The 17162-nt window shown below is 40.7% G+C and carries 17 protein-coding genes and 4 tRNA genes; 8 read left to right on the top strand and 13 right to left on the bottom strand.

Features of this window, described 5'->3' with window-relative positions:
* The first annotated feature begins 17 nt into the window (after positions 1 to 17).
* Entirely contained in the window at positions 18 to 1406 is a 1389-nt protein-coding gene (gene purB, locus J699_RS13855) for an adenylosuccinate lyase (protein ID WP_005287287.1), read from the top strand.
* Positions 1407 to 1491: 85 nt separating this feature from the next.
* Here the strand turns inward: purB and J699_RS13860 are convergent, their stop codons facing one another.
* Both J699_RS13860 and astA read right to left on the bottom strand, forming a co-directional pair.
* Entirely contained in the window at positions 1492 to 2943 is a 1452-nt protein-coding gene (locus tag J699_RS13860) for an amino acid permease (RefSeq protein WP_005231409.1), read from the bottom strand.
* A gap of 455 nt (positions 2944 to 3398) precedes the next feature.
* Positions 3399 to 4436 (bottom strand): arginine N-succinyltransferase, encoded by a 1038-nt coding sequence (astA, locus tag J699_RS13865; protein ID WP_005287293.1) that lies wholly within the window; start codon positions 4434 to 4436, stop codon positions 3399 to 3401.
* A 502-nt stretch (positions 4437 to 4938) separates the two neighbouring features.
* Here astA and J699_RS13870 point away from each other — a divergent pair.
* Positions 4939 to 5529 carry a helix-turn-helix domain-containing protein gene (locus tag J699_RS13870; RefSeq protein ID WP_032866559.1) on the top strand — a complete coding sequence of 197 codons (591 nt, stop codon included), beginning with the start codon at positions 4939 to 4941 and terminating at the stop codon, positions 5527 to 5529.
* 70 nt (positions 5530 to 5599) lie between these two features.
* Here J699_RS13870 and J699_RS13875 read toward each other — a convergent pair whose 3' ends face one another.
* The 8 genes from J699_RS13875 to J699_RS13910 all read right to left on the bottom strand — a co-directional run bounded on the left by J699_RS13875 (position 5600) and on the right by J699_RS13910 (position 10211).
* Complete coding sequence (locus J699_RS13875) at positions 5600 to 6043, bottom strand: acetyltransferase (RefSeq protein ID WP_032866557.1); 444 nt, start codon at positions 6041 to 6043, stop codon at positions 5600 to 5602.
* A gap of 235 nt (positions 6044 to 6278) precedes the next feature.
* Positions 6279 to 6935, bottom strand: a complete 657-nt coding sequence (locus tag J699_RS13880; protein WP_032866555.1) for a hypothetical protein — start codon at positions 6933 to 6935, stop codon at positions 6279 to 6281.
* A 263-nt stretch (positions 6936 to 7198) separates the two neighbouring features.
* Positions 7199 to 7272 (bottom strand) — tRNA-Trp (locus J699_RS13885).
* 69 nt (positions 7273 to 7341) lie between these two features.
* Positions 7342 to 7426, bottom strand: a tRNA-Leu gene (locus tag J699_RS13890).
* A gap of 149 nt (positions 7427 to 7575) precedes the next feature.
* Positions 7576 to 7649: transfer RNA gene (locus J699_RS13895), tRNA-Trp, on the bottom strand.
* 69 nt (positions 7650 to 7718) lie between these two features.
* Positions 7719 to 7803 (bottom strand) — tRNA-Leu (locus J699_RS13900).
* Between the two features lie 106 nt (positions 7804 to 7909).
* Entirely contained in the window at positions 7910 to 8728 is an 819-nt protein-coding gene (locus tag J699_RS13905) for a protein kinase domain-containing protein (RefSeq protein WP_032866553.1), read from the bottom strand.
* Complete coding sequence (locus J699_RS13910) at positions 8703 to 10211, bottom strand: DUF3336 domain-containing protein (protein ID WP_032866551.1); 1509 nt, start codon at positions 10209 to 10211, stop codon at positions 8703 to 8705. Before J699_RS13910 ends, J699_RS13905 begins: the two co-directional genes overlap by 26 nt.
* 174 nt (positions 10212 to 10385) lie before the next feature.
* Between J699_RS13910 and J699_RS13915 the strand changes: the two genes are divergently transcribed.
* The 4 genes from J699_RS13915 (at position 10386) to J699_RS13930 (ending at position 14158) form a co-directional block, all read left to right on the top strand.
* Entirely contained in the window at positions 10386 to 11261 is an 876-nt protein-coding gene (locus J699_RS13915) for an ATP-binding protein (RefSeq protein WP_032866548.1), read from the top strand.
* Between the two features lie 117 nt (positions 11262 to 11378).
* Positions 11379 to 12476 carry a DUF6670 family protein gene (locus J699_RS13920; RefSeq protein ID WP_032866547.1) on the top strand — a complete coding sequence of 366 codons (1098 nt, stop codon included), beginning with the start codon at positions 11379 to 11381 and terminating at the stop codon, positions 12474 to 12476.
* Positions 12477 to 12659: 183 nt separating this feature from the next.
* Entirely contained in the window at positions 12660 to 13238 is a 579-nt protein-coding gene (locus tag J699_RS13925; protein WP_009514874.1) for a TetR/AcrR family transcriptional regulator, read from the top strand.
* Positions 13235 to 14158 (top strand): DMT family transporter, encoded by a 924-nt coding sequence (locus J699_RS13930; protein ID WP_032866544.1) that lies wholly within the window; start codon positions 13235 to 13237, stop codon positions 14156 to 14158. The genes J699_RS13925 and J699_RS13930 overlap by 4 nt, the downstream gene beginning before the upstream one ends.
* A gap of 8 nt (positions 14159 to 14166) precedes the next feature.
* Here J699_RS13930 and J699_RS13935 read toward each other — a convergent pair whose 3' ends face one another.
* The 3 genes from J699_RS13935 to tsaD form a co-directional block, all read right to left on the bottom strand.
* Positions 14167 to 14490, bottom strand: coding sequence for a hypothetical protein (locus J699_RS13935; RefSeq protein WP_032866542.1), 324 nt, complete (start codon positions 14488 to 14490; stop codon positions 14167 to 14169).
* A gap of 117 nt (positions 14491 to 14607) precedes the next feature.
* Complete coding sequence (locus J699_RS13940) at positions 14608 to 15111, bottom strand: hypothetical protein (protein ID WP_032866539.1); 504 nt, start codon at positions 15109 to 15111, stop codon at positions 14608 to 14610.
* A 199-nt stretch (positions 15112 to 15310) separates the two neighbouring features.
* Positions 15311 to 16318, bottom strand: coding sequence for a tRNA (adenosine(37)-N6)-threonylcarbamoyltransferase complex transferase subunit TsaD (gene tsaD, locus J699_RS13945; RefSeq protein WP_032866536.1), 1008 nt, complete (start codon positions 16316 to 16318; stop codon positions 15311 to 15313).
* 144 nt (positions 16319 to 16462) lie between these two features.
* Between tsaD and rpsU the strand changes: the two genes are divergently transcribed.
* Together rpsU and J699_RS13955 are read left to right on the top strand one after the other, a co-directional pair.
* Entirely contained in the window at positions 16463 to 16678 is a 216-nt protein-coding gene (gene rpsU / locus J699_RS13950) for a 30S ribosomal protein S21 (protein ID WP_004652785.1), read from the top strand.
* A gap of 27 nt (positions 16679 to 16705) precedes the next feature.
* Positions 16706 to 17152: a GatB/YqeY domain-containing protein gene (locus J699_RS13955; RefSeq protein WP_004652784.1), complete on the top strand. Its 447-nt coding sequence runs from the start codon at positions 16706 to 16708 to the stop codon at positions 17150 to 17152.
* The last annotated feature ends 10 nt before the right edge of the window (positions 17153 to 17162 follow it).

Below are 17162 nucleotides of genomic sequence, written 5' to 3'. Positions count from 1 at the left end.
AAAATTAAGGAATCTGTATGAATGCTTTAACCGCACTCTCGCCACTTGATGGACGTTACGCTAGCAAATGCGATGCCCTACGCCCTTTTTTGTCTGAGTTTGGTTTAATCCACGCTCGTGTCACGGTTGAAGTGCGTTGGTTACAAGCACTTGCAAATCGTGCAGAAATCATTGAAGTTGCGCCATTTTCAAATGAAACTAATGCCGCACTCGATGCGATTGTTAGCAACTTCTCTGAAGAAGATGCAAACCGCATTAAAGAAATCGAACGCACCACCAACCATGATGTAAAAGCGGTTGAATACTTCCTTAAAGAAAAAATTGCCAACATTGATGAATTGAAAAATGCAGGCGAGTTTATTCACTTTGCGTGCACATCAGAAGACATTAATAACCTGTCTCATGCATTAATGTTGAAAAATGGTCGTGAAGTTCTCGTGGCAAGCATGAAGCAGCTTCTTACTTCAATCTCGGCTTTGGCAACTACCCATGCTGAACAACCAATGTTGTCTCGTACACACGGTCAAACAGCAAGCCCAACTACGTTGGGTAAAGAAATGGCAAACGTTGCTTACCGTTTAGCACGTCAAATCAAGCAATTTGAAAATGTTGAGTTACTTGGCAAAATCAATGGTGCAGTCGGTAACTACAACGCTCACCTCTCTGCTTACCCTGAAATTGACTGGGCTGCGCATGCACAAGCATTTGTTGAGTCTTTAGGCTTGGCATTTAACCCATACACCACGCAAATCGAGCCACATGACTACATGGCTGAATTGTTTGATGCATTACGTCGCTTTAATACGATTCTGATCGACTTTAACCGTGACGTTTGGGGTTATATCTCTCTCGGTTACTTCAAACAGAAGTTAAAAGATGGCGAAGTAGGTTCTTCAACCATGCCGCATAAAGTCAACCCAATTGACTTTGAAAACTCTGAAGGTAACTTGGGTATTGCCAATGCAGTATTGGGCCACCTTGGTGAAAAACTTCCTGTTTCTCGCTGGCAGCGTGACTTAACCGACTCAACCGTATTACGTAATATGGGTGTTGGTTTTGCACAAAGCTTGATTGCTTTTGATGCTTGCTTAAAAGGTGTAGGTAAACTTGAACTCAATGCTGCACGTTTAAATGAAGATTTAGACCAGGCGCAAGAAGTTCTTGCAGAACCGATTCAAACCGTGATGCGCCGCTATAACGTTGAAAAGCCATACGAGAAACTAAAAGCCCTGACTCGTGGTCAAGCCATGACACGTGACATGATGGTCAACTTCGTGAAAGGTGATGAACTAGCTCAAGTTCCAGAAGACGAACGTACTCGCCTTGCTGAGCTTACGCCTGCAACCTACACAGGCAATGCGGCTGAACAAGCAAAACAGATCAACGATTTGATCAGCAAAATCTAAAAACGGATGCCATAAAAAGCAGAGCCTCGGCTCTGCTTTTTGTTTTTAAACGGGGTCAGATTTTATCGCAACTGCGCAACCCTGCTTAAACATAGTCCATAGGTCTGGCTTTTAGCAGGTCCAGCTCCAGCATCTTTTTCTTTTTACGACGATAGGCAATAAATAGACCAAAAAACCAGATGGGTGAAACTGCCAAGGCGATCAAGGTATCATGATCCAAAGCTAGAATAACGATGGTAAACACTAAAAATGACATGGTAAACCAAGCCATAAACAGGCCACCCGGCATTTTAAACTTAGATTGCTGATGCAACTCAGGAAACTTCTTACGATAGCAAATATAAGAAAGAATAATCAGTATAAAGGTAAAGACACATAAGATCGAAGTCAGCGCTGAAATGATGGTAAACGCTGTCATGACATTCGGTACAATAAATAAAATTGAAGTACCGATGGTGACACAAGCCATAGAGAAAACCAAACCGCGAATCGGCACTTTTCTTTTCGATAACTTACTAAAGCTTTTAGGTGCATCATTGTCCAAAGACAAACCATAGAGCATACGACTGGTCGCAAAAATACCGCTATTGGCAGAAGAAAGTGCCGAAGTTGCCACCACAAAATTGACCAGACCCGCTGCAATCGGTAAGCCAATTAGTGAGAACATTTCAACAAATGGACTTTTTTCTGGTGAAATTTTTGCCCAAGAAGTGACCGCAATAATACAGACCAATGCGCCGACATAAAACAACAGGATACGAAACGGAATAGAGTTAATGGCTTTAGGCAGTGATTTATGCGGATCTTTAGTTTCAGCGGCTGTAGTGCCGACCAGCTCAATTCCGACAAAGGCGAAAATCGCGATCTGGAAGCCAGCCAAAAAGCCGGTAAGGCCATACGGAAACATCGATTCAGTTTCAAATACATGACTCATCGACGCTTTGACACCACTTGGAGAAGTAAAGCCTGTACTAATCAGATATATCCCTGCAAGGATAAACAGGATAATGGCAGAGACCTTAATGAGAGAAAACCAGAACTCCAGTTCACCAAACATTCGAACCGCAACAAAGTTCAAAATCGTCAAAATCGCCAGCGAGGTAAATGCCGGAATCCAGACCGGTACATCGGGGTACCAGAACTGCATATACCCTCCAATCACGATCACATCTGCAATGGCGGTAATAATCCAGTTGCCCCAATACGACCAGCCCAGAAAAAAGCCAGCCCAAGGACCGATATATGCGGTTGCAAAATCGGCAAAGGTTTTAAAATTGGTATTGGCTAGCAACAGTTCACCCATTGCCCGCATTACAAAGAAAAAGAAAAAGCCGATAATTAAATAAGTTAAAACAATAGAAGTACCCGAAACACTTAAGGTTTTGCCAGAACCCATAAATAAACCGGTACCAATTGCACCACCAATCGCAATCATTTGAATATGACGATTGGTCAAAGAACGCTGTAACTTTTCCTCATCCTGCGGGTTCCCGGGCAGGTCTTCATCCTGAAGTTGCTTTTCTTTATTTTGACTCATGTAATCCTTACTCCAACTTACAACAACCGTTATAAGCACTTGATAAAAATATAATATTTTTAAACTGCTTTAATATAAAAATTCCATTTCGTTCAATAAAATTATTTTAAAATGAATGTATTAAGTCGTATTCACCTCACCAATCATCCTTTTCCATGTATGTGTTATCAATGCACTAAAATCTATTGTTATTCGCCAAAAGTCCTTTAGGCGCATGCATCATATCCTATTCCCTTGTCACTTGAAGGCGAACGCACATCTTTCTGCTCAATTTACAAGCAATTAAACGTGAAATATATTTAATTATAAGGAGATTTTTTATGTAAATAATCTTTATAAGCCTTTACTGCAAAGAACTTAAAATTTAATACCTACAGATTAAGCTCATAAAAAATGCAATATAAATCAAATAAAATTCACGCTTAAAGATGCTGCAATATGCAAAAAGTCATTCTTTAATGTTTATGATGAACATTGATATTTAATACCCGAACCGAGTCACTATTTTTGACATGCAGCTGACGGGCCTGCTCTTCGGTCAATTTCACCAGACCATGATGTGGAGGGTTATAAATCAGGATTGCGCGATAATTGTCATAATCATCATTGGCAACGATATACGGCTCATCATCTCCCGAAACCGCATCAGATGGCTCAACCTGTACCTGCACCACATGACTGTCCTTAATCGCCCTTAAATTTTCGATATCAGCCTGTAAGGTTGCGCCCCCATCAAAGATATCGACATAACCCTTATAACGCAGCCCCTCTTCAATCAGGAGGTTATATGCAGGAACAGTATTCGGATGTACGGCACCAATCACGGCTTTGGCTTCATCAGGCAGCATATCGACATAAAGCGGATGGCGTGGCATCAATTCTGCAATAAATGCCTTTTTGCCAGTCCCACTGAGATAATCCGCTTTGGTAAAGTCCATATCAAAGAATCTATGACCGACTGCATCCCAAAAGGGTGAACGCCCATTTTCATCCGAAAAACCACGCATTTCGGCAACAATGGTTTCTTCAAAATATTGTCTAAAGGCGGATAGAAATAAAAAACGGACTTTGGACAGAAATTTGCCATTTTTATTTAAGCGATAATCAGGATCGAGGAATAAAGTACACAGCTCACTACAATTGGTATGGTTATTACTGAGATACAAGGTCGGCAGTGCTTTATACACATTCAAAGGCTCGGAGGAATGAACTTGTGTCCCGACATGGAAATTATACCAAGGCTCTTTTAAACCAAGTGCCACCTCAATACCACAAACACCGACCACTTTATCCAGTTCGGTATCTTCCAGTACAAATAAATAGCCCTGCTCCGATTTATCTAATTTGCCCTGTACCGTTTTTACAGCCCGATCAATACGGGCAGCCAGCATTTCCATATCAGGCTGTAAGGAGGTTAAACCAAAGCCTGCTTTTTGTGCTAAGCGGTAAAGATCATGAATATCTTTCTGCTCTATATAACGGATAATCATCATGCGATTGGGTCCTTATTTTTAGAACGATCTTGATGATCTTCATGAATCACCTCATCCCAATGACGCTGTCCTTGCTGAACCATGCACAATAGCAACATTTCTTATTCCTTAATTATTAAATTTTCCCTAGCCAGACCAATTTTCGGCTGAGCTAACTTTCATTATGCAAGTCTTTTTTTGACCACTTTCATCAACCTGAAACCCAATGCAAATAGCATGACGCCAGGTATATTCAGGTTGCTTACTCTATTATTCAAAAACTAATTGCCATACAAAATTTAAAATTAAGCAAAAAATGAGCTGTTTTTTAGCAATTTATTCATTGACAGTGACAATGTGAAAAATTTTTATCATTAGAAAGCCATACCAAAGACCTTGAGCGAAACATCATTAAATCGCTTAACTAAAAATTTCGATCAAGAGCATTAATATCGGGATTGCACACAACATCCAACTCATTTCTATCGCATAATATGCCGATCAGAAATTAAAGGTTCATATGATGGTTGAAAAAGCTGACAGTCAAATACTTGATACTGAAATCGCTCGTTTGCTGCTGAAGCAAAGAAAAAGTAAGGGATGGACGGTTGCTGAATTAGCGCAATATTCAGGTGTCAGCCAAGCCATGATCAGCAAGGTTGAGCGCGGAGCATCCAGTCCCAGTGCAGCCATTCTCAGCCGCTTGGCCAGTGCGCTAGGGATTACCCTATCCAAATTATTTGCAGAAGCTGAACTCAGCCAAAATACACATGTATTGGTCTCTAAAAAATCGCAACAACACTATTGGACAGACACACAATTGGGACTTACCCGCTGGTCAATCTCGCCCGCAGGCGCAAATCCGGAAATGATTAAAGTCGAAGTTCCACCGGCAGGACAATTCAGCATTCCCGCAAGCGCATACCAGCACCTGAATGGTCAAACCATTTGGGTATTAAGCGGACAACTTGATATTCAAGTTGATACACAACGTTTTCATCTGGAAACTGGAGATTGCATCGCTCTCACTCAACCTGCAGATTGCCAATTAACCAATCCTGATAATCAACAACCTTGTGTTTATATGGTGAGTTTTAGCCAGAAACAGAGTTAGCAATAAATGGTCAAAACCAGCTTTTCCCCCATTCAGCTAACCCAATATCAATGATTTAATAAAAATAGCATTAAGCCTTGGGTTTAATCGCAAGATGCAATAATGGATAGGCTCGGCCTTGACTATCAAGTTCTGAGCGTCCTGTTACCTGAAATCCGAGATGTTGATAAAACCCAATTGCCTGCTGGTTCTGCTCATTCACATCAATGGTGAGATTAGGATATAGCGTTAAAGCATGGGACACCAAAAACTTTCCAACGCCTTGTCCACGAGCTGTGGCATCAATGAATAATGCTTCCATATGCCCTTCATGCAAGAACATAAAGCCCAGCGGTTGATCATCCGGATTTACAGCAACCCATACTGGTGTCTCCGAAAAAAAACCAATCACCTCTTTTTCAATTTCAAGACGATCTTCAGGCTTAAGAAATTGGTGAGTTGCATCGACCGAACTTTTCCAGATTGCAACCACCTTAGCGCCCTCATCCGGACGCGACATACGAATGTCTAACATTTTATATCTCTTCACATTAACTTAAAAACTGGGCAAAAAATTCCTCTAGAATGAATCATCCACCATGAATTTAATTTACTATAGTGAATAAATAATTACAATAGTGGATAAAATTAAATAAAAATAGGTTCTCTTAGCTGTCATTTATTGATAGTTGCAAGGTACAAAAAATTTAAATAATAAATCTATTTCTTCTAAGAATCATTTTACAATTATATTGCCTTGACCTGATAAATTATCCTAAATTAGAGGGATTCAGCCTATACCATTCTTCGTGCAGAAAATCTGTTACTACAATATCACCGTTTTTTTCTATAATTAGATCTCTAAATTTATGCTTAAAAGAATACTCATTTGGTGATGTTTCTAAAATTAATTTTGATGCCATAATACACTGATTTTTATTAATAAATTCTAAATATAAATTAAATATTTTTACGTTTAGTACACATCTCAAACGTATTACTCCCCCGCCAAGTTTTTTCTTTTTATGAACCCAAGTACATTCATAATTTAACCTCCTGAACTCTTCCACTCCCTGTAGGATGACTGCAACAATTTCAGGATACTCCTCTTGAATTCGTAACATTCCCTCTTTTAATCTAGAAATTAAATATTCATTGATTTCTCTTGTATTCTCTTTGGCTGGATAGCTTTCTTCGGGAAAATCAATCTCTAAAATTAGTAAGTTATTAACACAATATGGATCTTTGGATTTCTTCGCACTTTTAATATAGATGCCATGAAATGTTTCCGCTTTAATTTTTTCTTCTTTTAGCCTCCTCTCCAGAAAGACTCCCAAGCTTCTAGACTCATCTCGGATTCTTGTATTGTTTTCGTGGTTCCATAAGCCTAATTCAGGTTGTATCAGCAGATATTTTAAATTTTTCATAACGCGCTACACACCTATACAGTATTCTATGAATATTAATTATCTAATTCTTATATCACTATTTTTAAGATTATTATCAATAAGCTTATTACATTGAATCAATTTATTTAGAAAAAATAGATCAAATACTTTGATTCCCCACCTGAGGAATAGACCCATTTTAATAATATATTTTAATATTCCTGCTTTACGTTAACAAATCAATTATTCGCATAGCATATAATAAAAAAGCCCTTGTTTTCACAAGGGCTTTTTTATTTATTTGGCAGAGGATCAAGGACTCGAACCTTGACGAACGGTTTTGGAGACCGTCATGCTACCATTACACCAATCCTCTATAACAGCATGATTAACGCCCGACAGGCTTAACCATAAAAAAAGCAAGATGGCCTTGCTCTTTTAAATTTGGTGGGGGCGAAGAGACTCGAACTCTTACACCTTGCGGCGCTGGAACCTAAATCCAGTGCGTCTACCAATTTCGCCACGCCCCCGATGGGTGTGTATATTAGAGAGAAACTTTGCTCATGACAAGCCCTTTTTATAAAAAAAACATGTCTATGAAACCTAATGCTTTTTTAATATACAACTGAGAAAATAACAGGCATAAAAAAAGGACTTTATAAAAAGTCCTTTTCAGATTTGGCAGAGGATCAAGGACTCGAACCTTGACGAACGGTTTTGGAGACCGTCATGCTACCATTACACCAATCCTCTATAACCGCATGATTAAAGCCTAAAAGACTTAACCATAAAAAAAGCAAGATGGCCTTGCTCTTTTAAATTTGGTGGGGGCGAAGAGACTCGAACTCTTACACCTTGCGGCGCTGGAACCTAAATCCAGTGCGTCTACCAATTTCGCCACGCCCCCGATGGGTATGCATATTAGAGAGAAACGTTCTTCATGACAAGTCTTTCTTTTAAAAAAACCACTCAAATGAACATATAATATTCAAATCAAGGTGTTATGTTTACTTTTAAAGCAAATTTAGCGTATTGAGGCGAGTTTTTATCGCATCAACAGAACCAAATCGATGTTGAACATGTTTTTCCAGCACACCTTTTAACACAGGATAAAAACACTGTAATTGCTCGGGAAGCTGGATCTGGAGTTGCTGACAATGCAATATCGCCCAATCATGATAGCTTTTGGCGTGCAATCTGCTTTGGGTCAACCATTCATAAACAATAATACCGAAAGCATATAAATCGCTTTGCACGCTCTTGCCTGCGCCCTGAAACAGTTCTGGGGCCATATAATGCGGTGTTGCATCCAGCATTGTGGTGGACTGCCCTATCCTAACGGTCTGTTCAAAGTCGATCAGCCTGCAACCGTTATCATATAAGCGAAAATGTTCTGCCTTTAAATCACCATGAATCCAGCCCGATTGATGCAACTCATTTAATGCATCTAAGGCCTTCAGCAGCTTTTGCCGTAGCTCTTCAATATTGCTCAGATCCTGTATAGGTGTAAAAAAATCTTGTGCGGCAAGCGTGATCAAGCCTATTTCATCACCCTCACAATCCAATAGGGGTGTGAACGGGTTAAGCTGAACGATCTGATGCGGTAATAAAAAATGTTGCCCGGCTTGCTGCTTATAAAACTCCAGCTCGTTTAATAAAGCCTGTTTTAAACCGGTATGCGTATTTGAACGATGGAATTTCAGCCAGTATTGCTGCTGGTTAATTTCAAAAGTATATAAACGACGCCCAAAGGCATAGCTTTGGGCTTTGGTCACTAAAGTTAAGTTTTCAAGTTGAATCTTGGGATCACAGATCCACGTAGTAAAACTCATTCTGCTGCTTTTCTTCCTGCTTTCGCAATGATGTTAAACAATGCTCAATGGTTTTACCAATCCGCGCATGGGTTTCAATGGCAGAAACTTTGGGCCAGGTTGCCCGCTCACCTTCTCGCTGCAAGATTTTGAACAGTTTTGGCCGTGGATTTTTCAGCATATAGCTATAGTGCCTTAATCCATATTTGGCAATGATATTCACATCACCATAATAACGTTGTCCCAGAATACCGTAGCCATGATCCAGCGCACGGCGGATCGGGAAAAAGCTTCCCGCATAATTACGTGTCAGATCCATCACTTCCAGTGCAATCGCTTTGCCTTGACGGCGCACAATGCGTTCAGGCCAGCTCAAGACATCTCTACGGAACCGTTCAGAATCACTTTGCATAAACGGCACAATATGCGGATTGACCTGACTGGCGATGGTGTAATTAATATTATACAGCCGTGCCATTTTTTCCTGCGGGAAATCGCTACGCATGCTGCCATCCACCCATTTGGTGTTGGCCAGATATGGGGTATGCTGCCCATCATAACGTTTACTGGTCAAATGCACAGGTGGAAATAACACCGGGACAGCACAAGAAGCCAGTACTGCACTCCATACCAACACATTCGGCGCAGTTAATGCATTCATGATCCGCGGGCTTTGCGCCGTGTTATAGGGAGCAATCACAATATTAATATGACGGTTGGACTGCTGATAAGCTTCAGCAAAGGTGACGTCGCCCAAGTTTTGCATCAGGAACTGTTTTAAATACATGACATCGGCGAAACCGCCACGTCCCTTGACCAGTTCACTTATTTTCCTGAACTTGAATGCATCACTAAAAAAATGCTCTCCTTTGAGCAAGTCGGGCACCTGATCCGAGGTGGAGACGCCTAACATGCCAGTCATGATGGCCCCCGCACTGGAGCCGGACAATACCCGTGGCATTAAATCCTGCTCGAGCAAGGCCTTACAGACACCGGTATGAAACAGTCCCAAGGTAGCGCCACCAGAAAACATCAAGGCTGGCTGTCCATAGGCTTTCTGGCATTCTTCAAAAAACTGGATTTTTTCCTTTAACTGAAAGGTAATACATTCACTAGAGGCAAGATAACGAAAACAGTCACTCATTTCCTCGACATAATTTTCAATAATCTTTTTTGTTCCGATATAGGTTTGCGCAAATAACATTGGATGACCAATATTGGCAAAGTCATAAGACAAGCCTTCTCTTAATACATAAATCAGATCAAGTGTCCGATGCTGAGTGCGATACTTTTTTAATAGGTTATAACGCTTGGATAAAATTTCTGCATCAAAATAAGGCGACTCATTGTCATATTTCCATACTTCATGACCCGATTCCTCGTCCAGTTTTAGTGCAATTTCCTTCCATTCATCATAAGAGTTTGCGTGCCGTAAGTGTTCTTGCAACACATCAACCCTATGCGACTGATATGTATTCTTTTTTTCCTGAACTCTATTGAACATTCGCGATCCTGTTTTTCAGCATATTTTTTGAATTCTTGCACCTATACAATGCAAAAAGCTGCTGTAACAATCAAGGGTAAAATCGATTTATTTCGATATTTCTGATGAGATCTTCTTTCTTTCAGAAATAGCAATGTTAGTATCACTATTCATCATTAAGTTTGGTTTGTATTTATGGCGATCCTTGATTTACCCGAATCTATTCTCCAGTCTTTATCGAATGTCCTAACACAACTGCAGCAAGTTCTTCCTGCACCAAGACAGCCGACTGATTTTTCTGCGACTGCCTTTCGATGGGAAAATCAACAACTGGTCGCCATACAACAGCCCAAGCAGATGTATCTGGAAGATTTAAAAGGGATTGAACGCCAGAAAGAGAAGATTATCCAGAATACCTTACAATTTCTGAATGGTTTACCTGCCAATGATGTATTGCTCACCGGCTCTCGAGGCACAGGGAAATCGTCGATTGTACGTGCCCTGCTTACCGAATATGCAGCGCAAGGTTTACGTTTAATTGAAATTGAACGTGATGATCTGTCAGACTTGCCTAAAATTCAAAAGCTAATTGAAGGGCGACCTGAGAAATTTATTGTCTATTGTGATGATCTGGCTTTTAACGCCGAAGATGAAAACTATCGCAGTCTAAAAAGCGTTCTGGATGGTTCCCTGCAATCGGGCTCAAGCAATTTTATTATTTACGCCACCAGTAACCGCCGTCATTTATTGCCTGAATTTATGCATGAGAATACCCCGGTACGCAAAGTCGATGTGCCGCAATATACGGAACTGCATCCACAGGAAGCCATTGAAGAAAAAATTTCACTTTCGGATCGGTTTGGTTTATGGCTATCCTTCTATCCTATGGATCAGCAGCTTTATTTAGAAATCGTTGAACACTATATCGTGAAAGCCAATCTGGAATATAACGAGCTGGTACGCGGTGAAAGCTTAAAATGGTGTCAGGCCCGTGGCCAACGCTCTGGGCGTGCCGCATATCAGTTCTCAAAACATTGGATTGGTTCACAAAATTTAGAAAAAATTACCTAAAAAGTTAAATAGTGACTTGTCCCCTAAAGCTTTGGTTTTGTCCTTATTTCCGCTTAGCAGGGGCAATTGTTTCTCCTACTCTAGCTTGCACAGCATGGATTGAGTTTAGGAAACAAGATGAAGAAACAATTGCCACCAACCTCCCTGACCAGCAAAATCTTGGGCAAAAGCTTATTACTGGCTCAAGGCTCATTAGACAAAGCCGTAGAATATTCAACAATTCCGTTCTCTACACCTGAAATCATTCGTCCAAGAACAGAAGAAAAATTTTATACCTGGACGCATTATGGAATTTTCTTTCCTTTATTGCCTGAACCACATCGTTATTTAAATATCATGATTTTATTAGGTACGCCTGGTGCATTGGCCTTTGACCATGACGATATTACAGTGGGTGATCCAAGACAAAGTGCAACCTTCTTTTCCAGTACCGCGGCTGTTGATGAACATTTGCTAAAAGCCTATATCATGCCCGAAACTGCCAACATTCAGGAAGATGGGTCCTTGATCGAATTGGGTGAAGAGGTTTCAATTCAAGGCACATTACCGAATATTCAGCTCAAAGGGACTTATCATGGCCTCAGCTTTGAATTTGAGCTGGATGTTACCAATCAAATTTCATGGTTTATCAAAACCCCGATTTACGATCATTTTAGTTTACTGGCTCGCTTTAAAGGCCAACTTGAGTATAAGGGCATAAAAACACCTGCTGAGGGCTTATGTACTTATGAATATGCCCGGGCAACAGGTGCACATGGCGTAGTGAAAAAACTCCTGCCCGAACCCTATAAATTACCGCTTGATTTCTTTACTTATCAGATTATTAACTTAACCGAGACCACGCAATTACTGCTGACTAAAGCCGATATTCTTGGGCAGCCCGCAGCCTATACATTGCATGTTCGCCATACCGATAAGCCGGCTGAAGTCTATACCGATGTTGAGTTCAAGGTGATTACTCATCAACCTGATCGTCATGTTTCACCAAGTGGCAAGAACATGCGTCTGCCCCAACAATTTAGCTGGTCTGTTAAAGATAATGTCAGTCAGAAGATACTTGAGATCATTGCGGAAATTGACAGTCCGTTCCGTTATGGACACGGTGTGGGTTATGCCAGCGCCTATACCTATACAGGTGAATATCTAGGTCAGCCAGTTCAGGGCCGTGGTTATATCGAATATGTGGATGTCGAAGACCAGAAAGCATTTCAATAAACCTTCTATTTAGCAGTTAATATAGCAATAAGCCTTTGAAAATATTAAAAGGCTTATCTACTCTCTGATTTCTTTCGCCGCTTCATCGCTGAAAAAATTGCTGTCTGTTTAAGAATTCATACTTGCGAATAAAATAATTTTTACCTAATATTAGGTAGGTCGGTATACATAAGTAATTTTATGATGAGTTCGAAATCAGCAAAACAAAAAATTCTGGATGCAGCGTCCACCCTGTTCTATAACGATGGCATCAGTAATACAGGCATCAACAGCATTACAGAGAAAGCCAACGTGGCGAAAATGTCTTTGTATAATAATTTTGCCACCAAATCAGATCTGATCACCTGCTATATCGAAGCACGTCATCAGGAATGGCTCGACTTATATGAAAAACGAAAAGTCCAGATTAAAACCCCTCTAGATGGAATTCTGGCCGTGTTTGATGCCTATCAGGATCATGCCGAATTTGCCTATGAAAACGGTTTTCGTGGCTGTGGCTTATTGAATGCGGCAGCAGAATTTCCTGCTTATAGCCCTGAGCGATTAGCTGTCAAAAACCATAAAGACGAAATTGAAGCAATTTTAGCCGGCCATTTAAATCAATTAATTCACGATGCTGAGCGAGTCAAAGAACTGGCATTACTACTCTCTTTTCTTCTTGAAGGATCGATTGCCCGCGCAGGTTTGGAAAGTTCCAGTGACAAGGTATTTGCAGCCAAACACATGGCTCAGCGTTTATTAGAACAAGAGATCACAAATTGAATAGCTCAATCAATATAAAAGCTCATTACGGCTTTATTGCGGTGTTAGTGGCCTCTATTTTATGGGGAACCACAGGTACGGCTGCTTCCTATGCACCGAATTTAAGTCCGTTGGCCATCGGCGCAATTGCCATGGGTGGCGGTGGGTTGTTACAAGCCTTACTTGCCCATAAAGATATTCGCAACCATTTACCCCACATCCGCGCTTACTATCCATTATTATTGATCGGTATGGTCTCAGTCGCGATTTACCCATTAGCTTTCTACTCATCGATGCGTATGGCGGGGATTACCATTGGCACCGTGGTTTCAATCGGTTCAGCCCCTTTATTTACCGCATTACTGGAAAAGTTTTTTGATAAAAAAGCACTTTCTGGCAAATGGTTTATCAGTTTCGTTTTTGGTGTAGCAGGCGTTTTACTATTATCGATTGGCGAATCTCATTCTCAAGGATCAATACAGACCATTGAGACAGACCGGAAAAGCATTGGCATTATTCTCGGACTGATCGCTGCCCTGACCTATTCTCTATATTCCTGGGCTGCAAAAAAGATGATTGATCGCGGCGTCGACTCCAAAGCCTCTATGGGCCTGATTTTCGGTTTTGGGGCCTTAATTCTATTACCGACCCTATTTTTTACCGGCACCAACCTGTTTGATGAACCGGTAAATCTTTATGTGGTAGGTTATATGATGCTGATCCCGATGTTTCTCGGCTACCTATTATTTGGTTATGCGTTAAAAACCATTTCAGCCAGTACCGCCACCACATTGACCTTATTTGAACCCCTAGTTGCAGCACTATTTGCCGTCTTGCTGGTTGGCGAACAACTGGCACCTATTGGCTGGCTGGGGATGGTGTTGATTTTTGTGTGTCTGGCAGTGTTGTCTAAAGCTGATCGTTCAAAACAAACGAGCTAAATCATTTTCTAAACTATTAAAATCACGAATAGGAACATCGTACCAACCAAGTTAAATGCAATGATTTTCCCATTAAAGAACAATGCTGCTTTTGCTGATTCTTTAATGGGAGGTTCATCCCCCATTGCAATCGCCGACAATATCATGCCGATTACATTACAAACGATCGAGACGATCAGCATCAAGAAAAAGAATAAATGAATGGGTGGCATTTCACAGATTCGATCATTTGTACAAGGAATACTGAGAACATAAATTGAAAAAATCACTGCCGCAGCAATCACAATGATACTTAACCATGCACAGCCCTTGGCTGCTTTAATCACCCACATTATTGGTTCCTTTTTATTTATATATTATTAAAAAACACTGAAATTATTTGATCATTAAAAATATTGAGCAATATCGATGCAAAAAAAAATTTCTGCATCGACCATCCAACTGAAAGATTAATACTCTCTTGCTAACTTTTCTAAAGTGGTTAGCATTTTTCTGACCACACTTCTTTTATGATGCAACATATTCTTAATGTTACTTGGATTAAAACCCGTCAATTTTGCGATACCACGACTGGTCATGTATTCACCAGTTTTCGCAAAGTGCTTTTCACTTAACTCGGTTTTCGCATTAGAGAAACGAACTGCCAGCTTATAATCATTAAACTCAGACCATGCACCTGTCTTATATTCATCCGCATCAAAATTGCTCTTCTGCTGAGTCGGTTTCTCGCGCAGAATATTACTTAAACGATTAATGATAATTTTTTCTTCAATTTGTTCAAGCAATTGATAAAGCTCAGTTTCTTCAAATGGTCGGCCTAAAGCGATATCTTTCCGATATTGTTCAACGATTTTTTCTTTTGATGCAACCTTGTCCTCACCTTTTTGAGTGAGGCATAGAATCTTGAATAAAGATTCTAATCGGCCACATGTAAAAATATAAGAAATTTTCAACTTTTGTACTCCACAATGAGTTTTAGCTCATCAAAAATAAATAATATATCCAATACTTTATAGCATAGCGCGGGCCTCAAACCTGTGCCATGTATATCAATCAAGAATCTGATTTTGTAAATATAAGAATAGTCCAGTAAATCCAGAGATCTCTGGATTTACTCATCGCTCCACAACCAATTAAAAGGAAGCGTTTAATTTAAGTCGGTTTTAACTCAGTCATTGGCCAGCGTGGTGTGGTGGTCACCGCTAAACCATCCTGTTGCCCAGCTTTTAAACGTTGATATCCAGCAAAGGCAATCATGGCGCCGTTATCGGTACACAACGCAGGCTCGGCATAATAGACTTGAGCCTTTATCTTCTTCAGTGAGGTCTCTAATTGCTCACGCAAACGCAGATTGGCACTGACACCACCAGCAATCACCAAACGCTTTAAACCTGTTTGTTTTAAAGCTTTCACAGATTTTTTAACCAGTGTATCGACCACCGCTTCTTGGAAAGAGGCAGCCACATCCGCATCCCGATTTTCTTCACCCAGCTTTTTCAGTTGTACCGAAACTGCTGTTTTCAGACCGCTAAAAGAAAAATCCAGACCTTGATGCAAGATTGGGCGCGGGAATTCAAAAGCTTGTGCATCGCCCTGTAACGCCAGTTTCGCAATATTCGGTCCGCCCGGATAAGGTAGCTTCATCATTTTTGCGACTTTATCAAAGGCCTCACCCGCAGCATCGTCAATTGATTCACCGAGTAATTCATACTGACCAATACCATAAGCCGCCATTAATTGGGTATGCCCGCCAGAAACCAGTAAAGCCACAAACGGAAATTCCGGTGGAGTTTCCGAAAGTAATGGTGCCAGCATATGACCTTCCATATGATGTACACCGATCGCAGGCTTATTCAGCGCAAAGGCTAAGGTACGACCAAATAACGCACCCGTCATAAGCGCGCCCATGAGACCTGGGCCACGGGTATAAGCCACTGCGTCAATCTCTTGCTTGGTGACACCACTTTGCTCAAGCAGTTGATTCATCAAGGGAATCATTTTACGAACATGGTCACGCGAAGCCAGTTCAGGCACCACACCGCCATATTCAGCATGCAATTTGATCTGGCTATAGAGAACCTGTCCACGTAAGCCGAGCTCGCTATCATAGAGTGCTAACCCAGTTTCATCACACGAAGTTTCCAAGCCCAAAACAATCATTAAACTGCCTTTACAACGATCAAAAATAATATCCGAGCTATTATAGACTTGTGATCTGAGTTGTAAATGAGTAAAATACTGACCTTCACTTGCGATCTAGTGCATAGTGCGTTAGATCTTATCCATTATCTTAGAGGATTTTACATGCCACAAGTTAAGTTGAAAGAAGGCGAACCAGTAGACGTAGCTATCCGTCGTTTCAAACGTTCATGCGAAAAAGCGGGTGTTTTAGCTGACGTTCGTAAGCGCGAATTCTATGAGAAACCAACTCAAGAACGTAAGCGTAAAAAAGCTGCTGCAGTTAAGCGTTATCAAAAGAAATTGACTCGCGAATCTGTACGTACTACTCGCCTTTACTAATTAATTTGTGATTGACTGCTGAAGACTATGAATACTTTAAAAAACCAGATTACTGACGTGTTAAAAAACTCAATGCGTGCCAAAGATATGGCAACAGTAACGGTGATTCGTGGTGTACAGGCAGCAATTAAGCAAATCGAAGTCGATGAGCGCATAGAGCTTGACGATGCTCAGGTTCTTGCGGTCATTGAAAAGCAAATTAAACAACGTAAAGAATCGATCAAAGCCTTTCAAGGCGCTGGTCGTGATGATTTAGCTAGTAAAGAACAAGCCGAAGTTGAGGTTATTTCTCAATTTCTACCAGAAGCTATGACTGAGGAAGAGCTTGATTCTATCATTGAGCAAACGATTGCTGCTCAAGAAGCTACTAGCATGAAAGATATGGGTAAGGTGATGAATTCTCTACGTCCGATCATAGCCGGGCGTGCCGATCCTGCACAAGTATCTGCTAAAATTAAAGCAAAATTAAGCTAATCTGCTTAAT

Source organism: Acinetobacter sp. 1000160, assembly GCF_000588715.1.
GTDB classification, from domain to species: domain Bacteria; phylum Pseudomonadota; class Gammaproteobacteria; order Pseudomonadales; family Moraxellaceae; genus Acinetobacter; species Acinetobacter courvalinii.
This window is presented reverse-complemented; position numbering and strand designations above follow the sequence as displayed.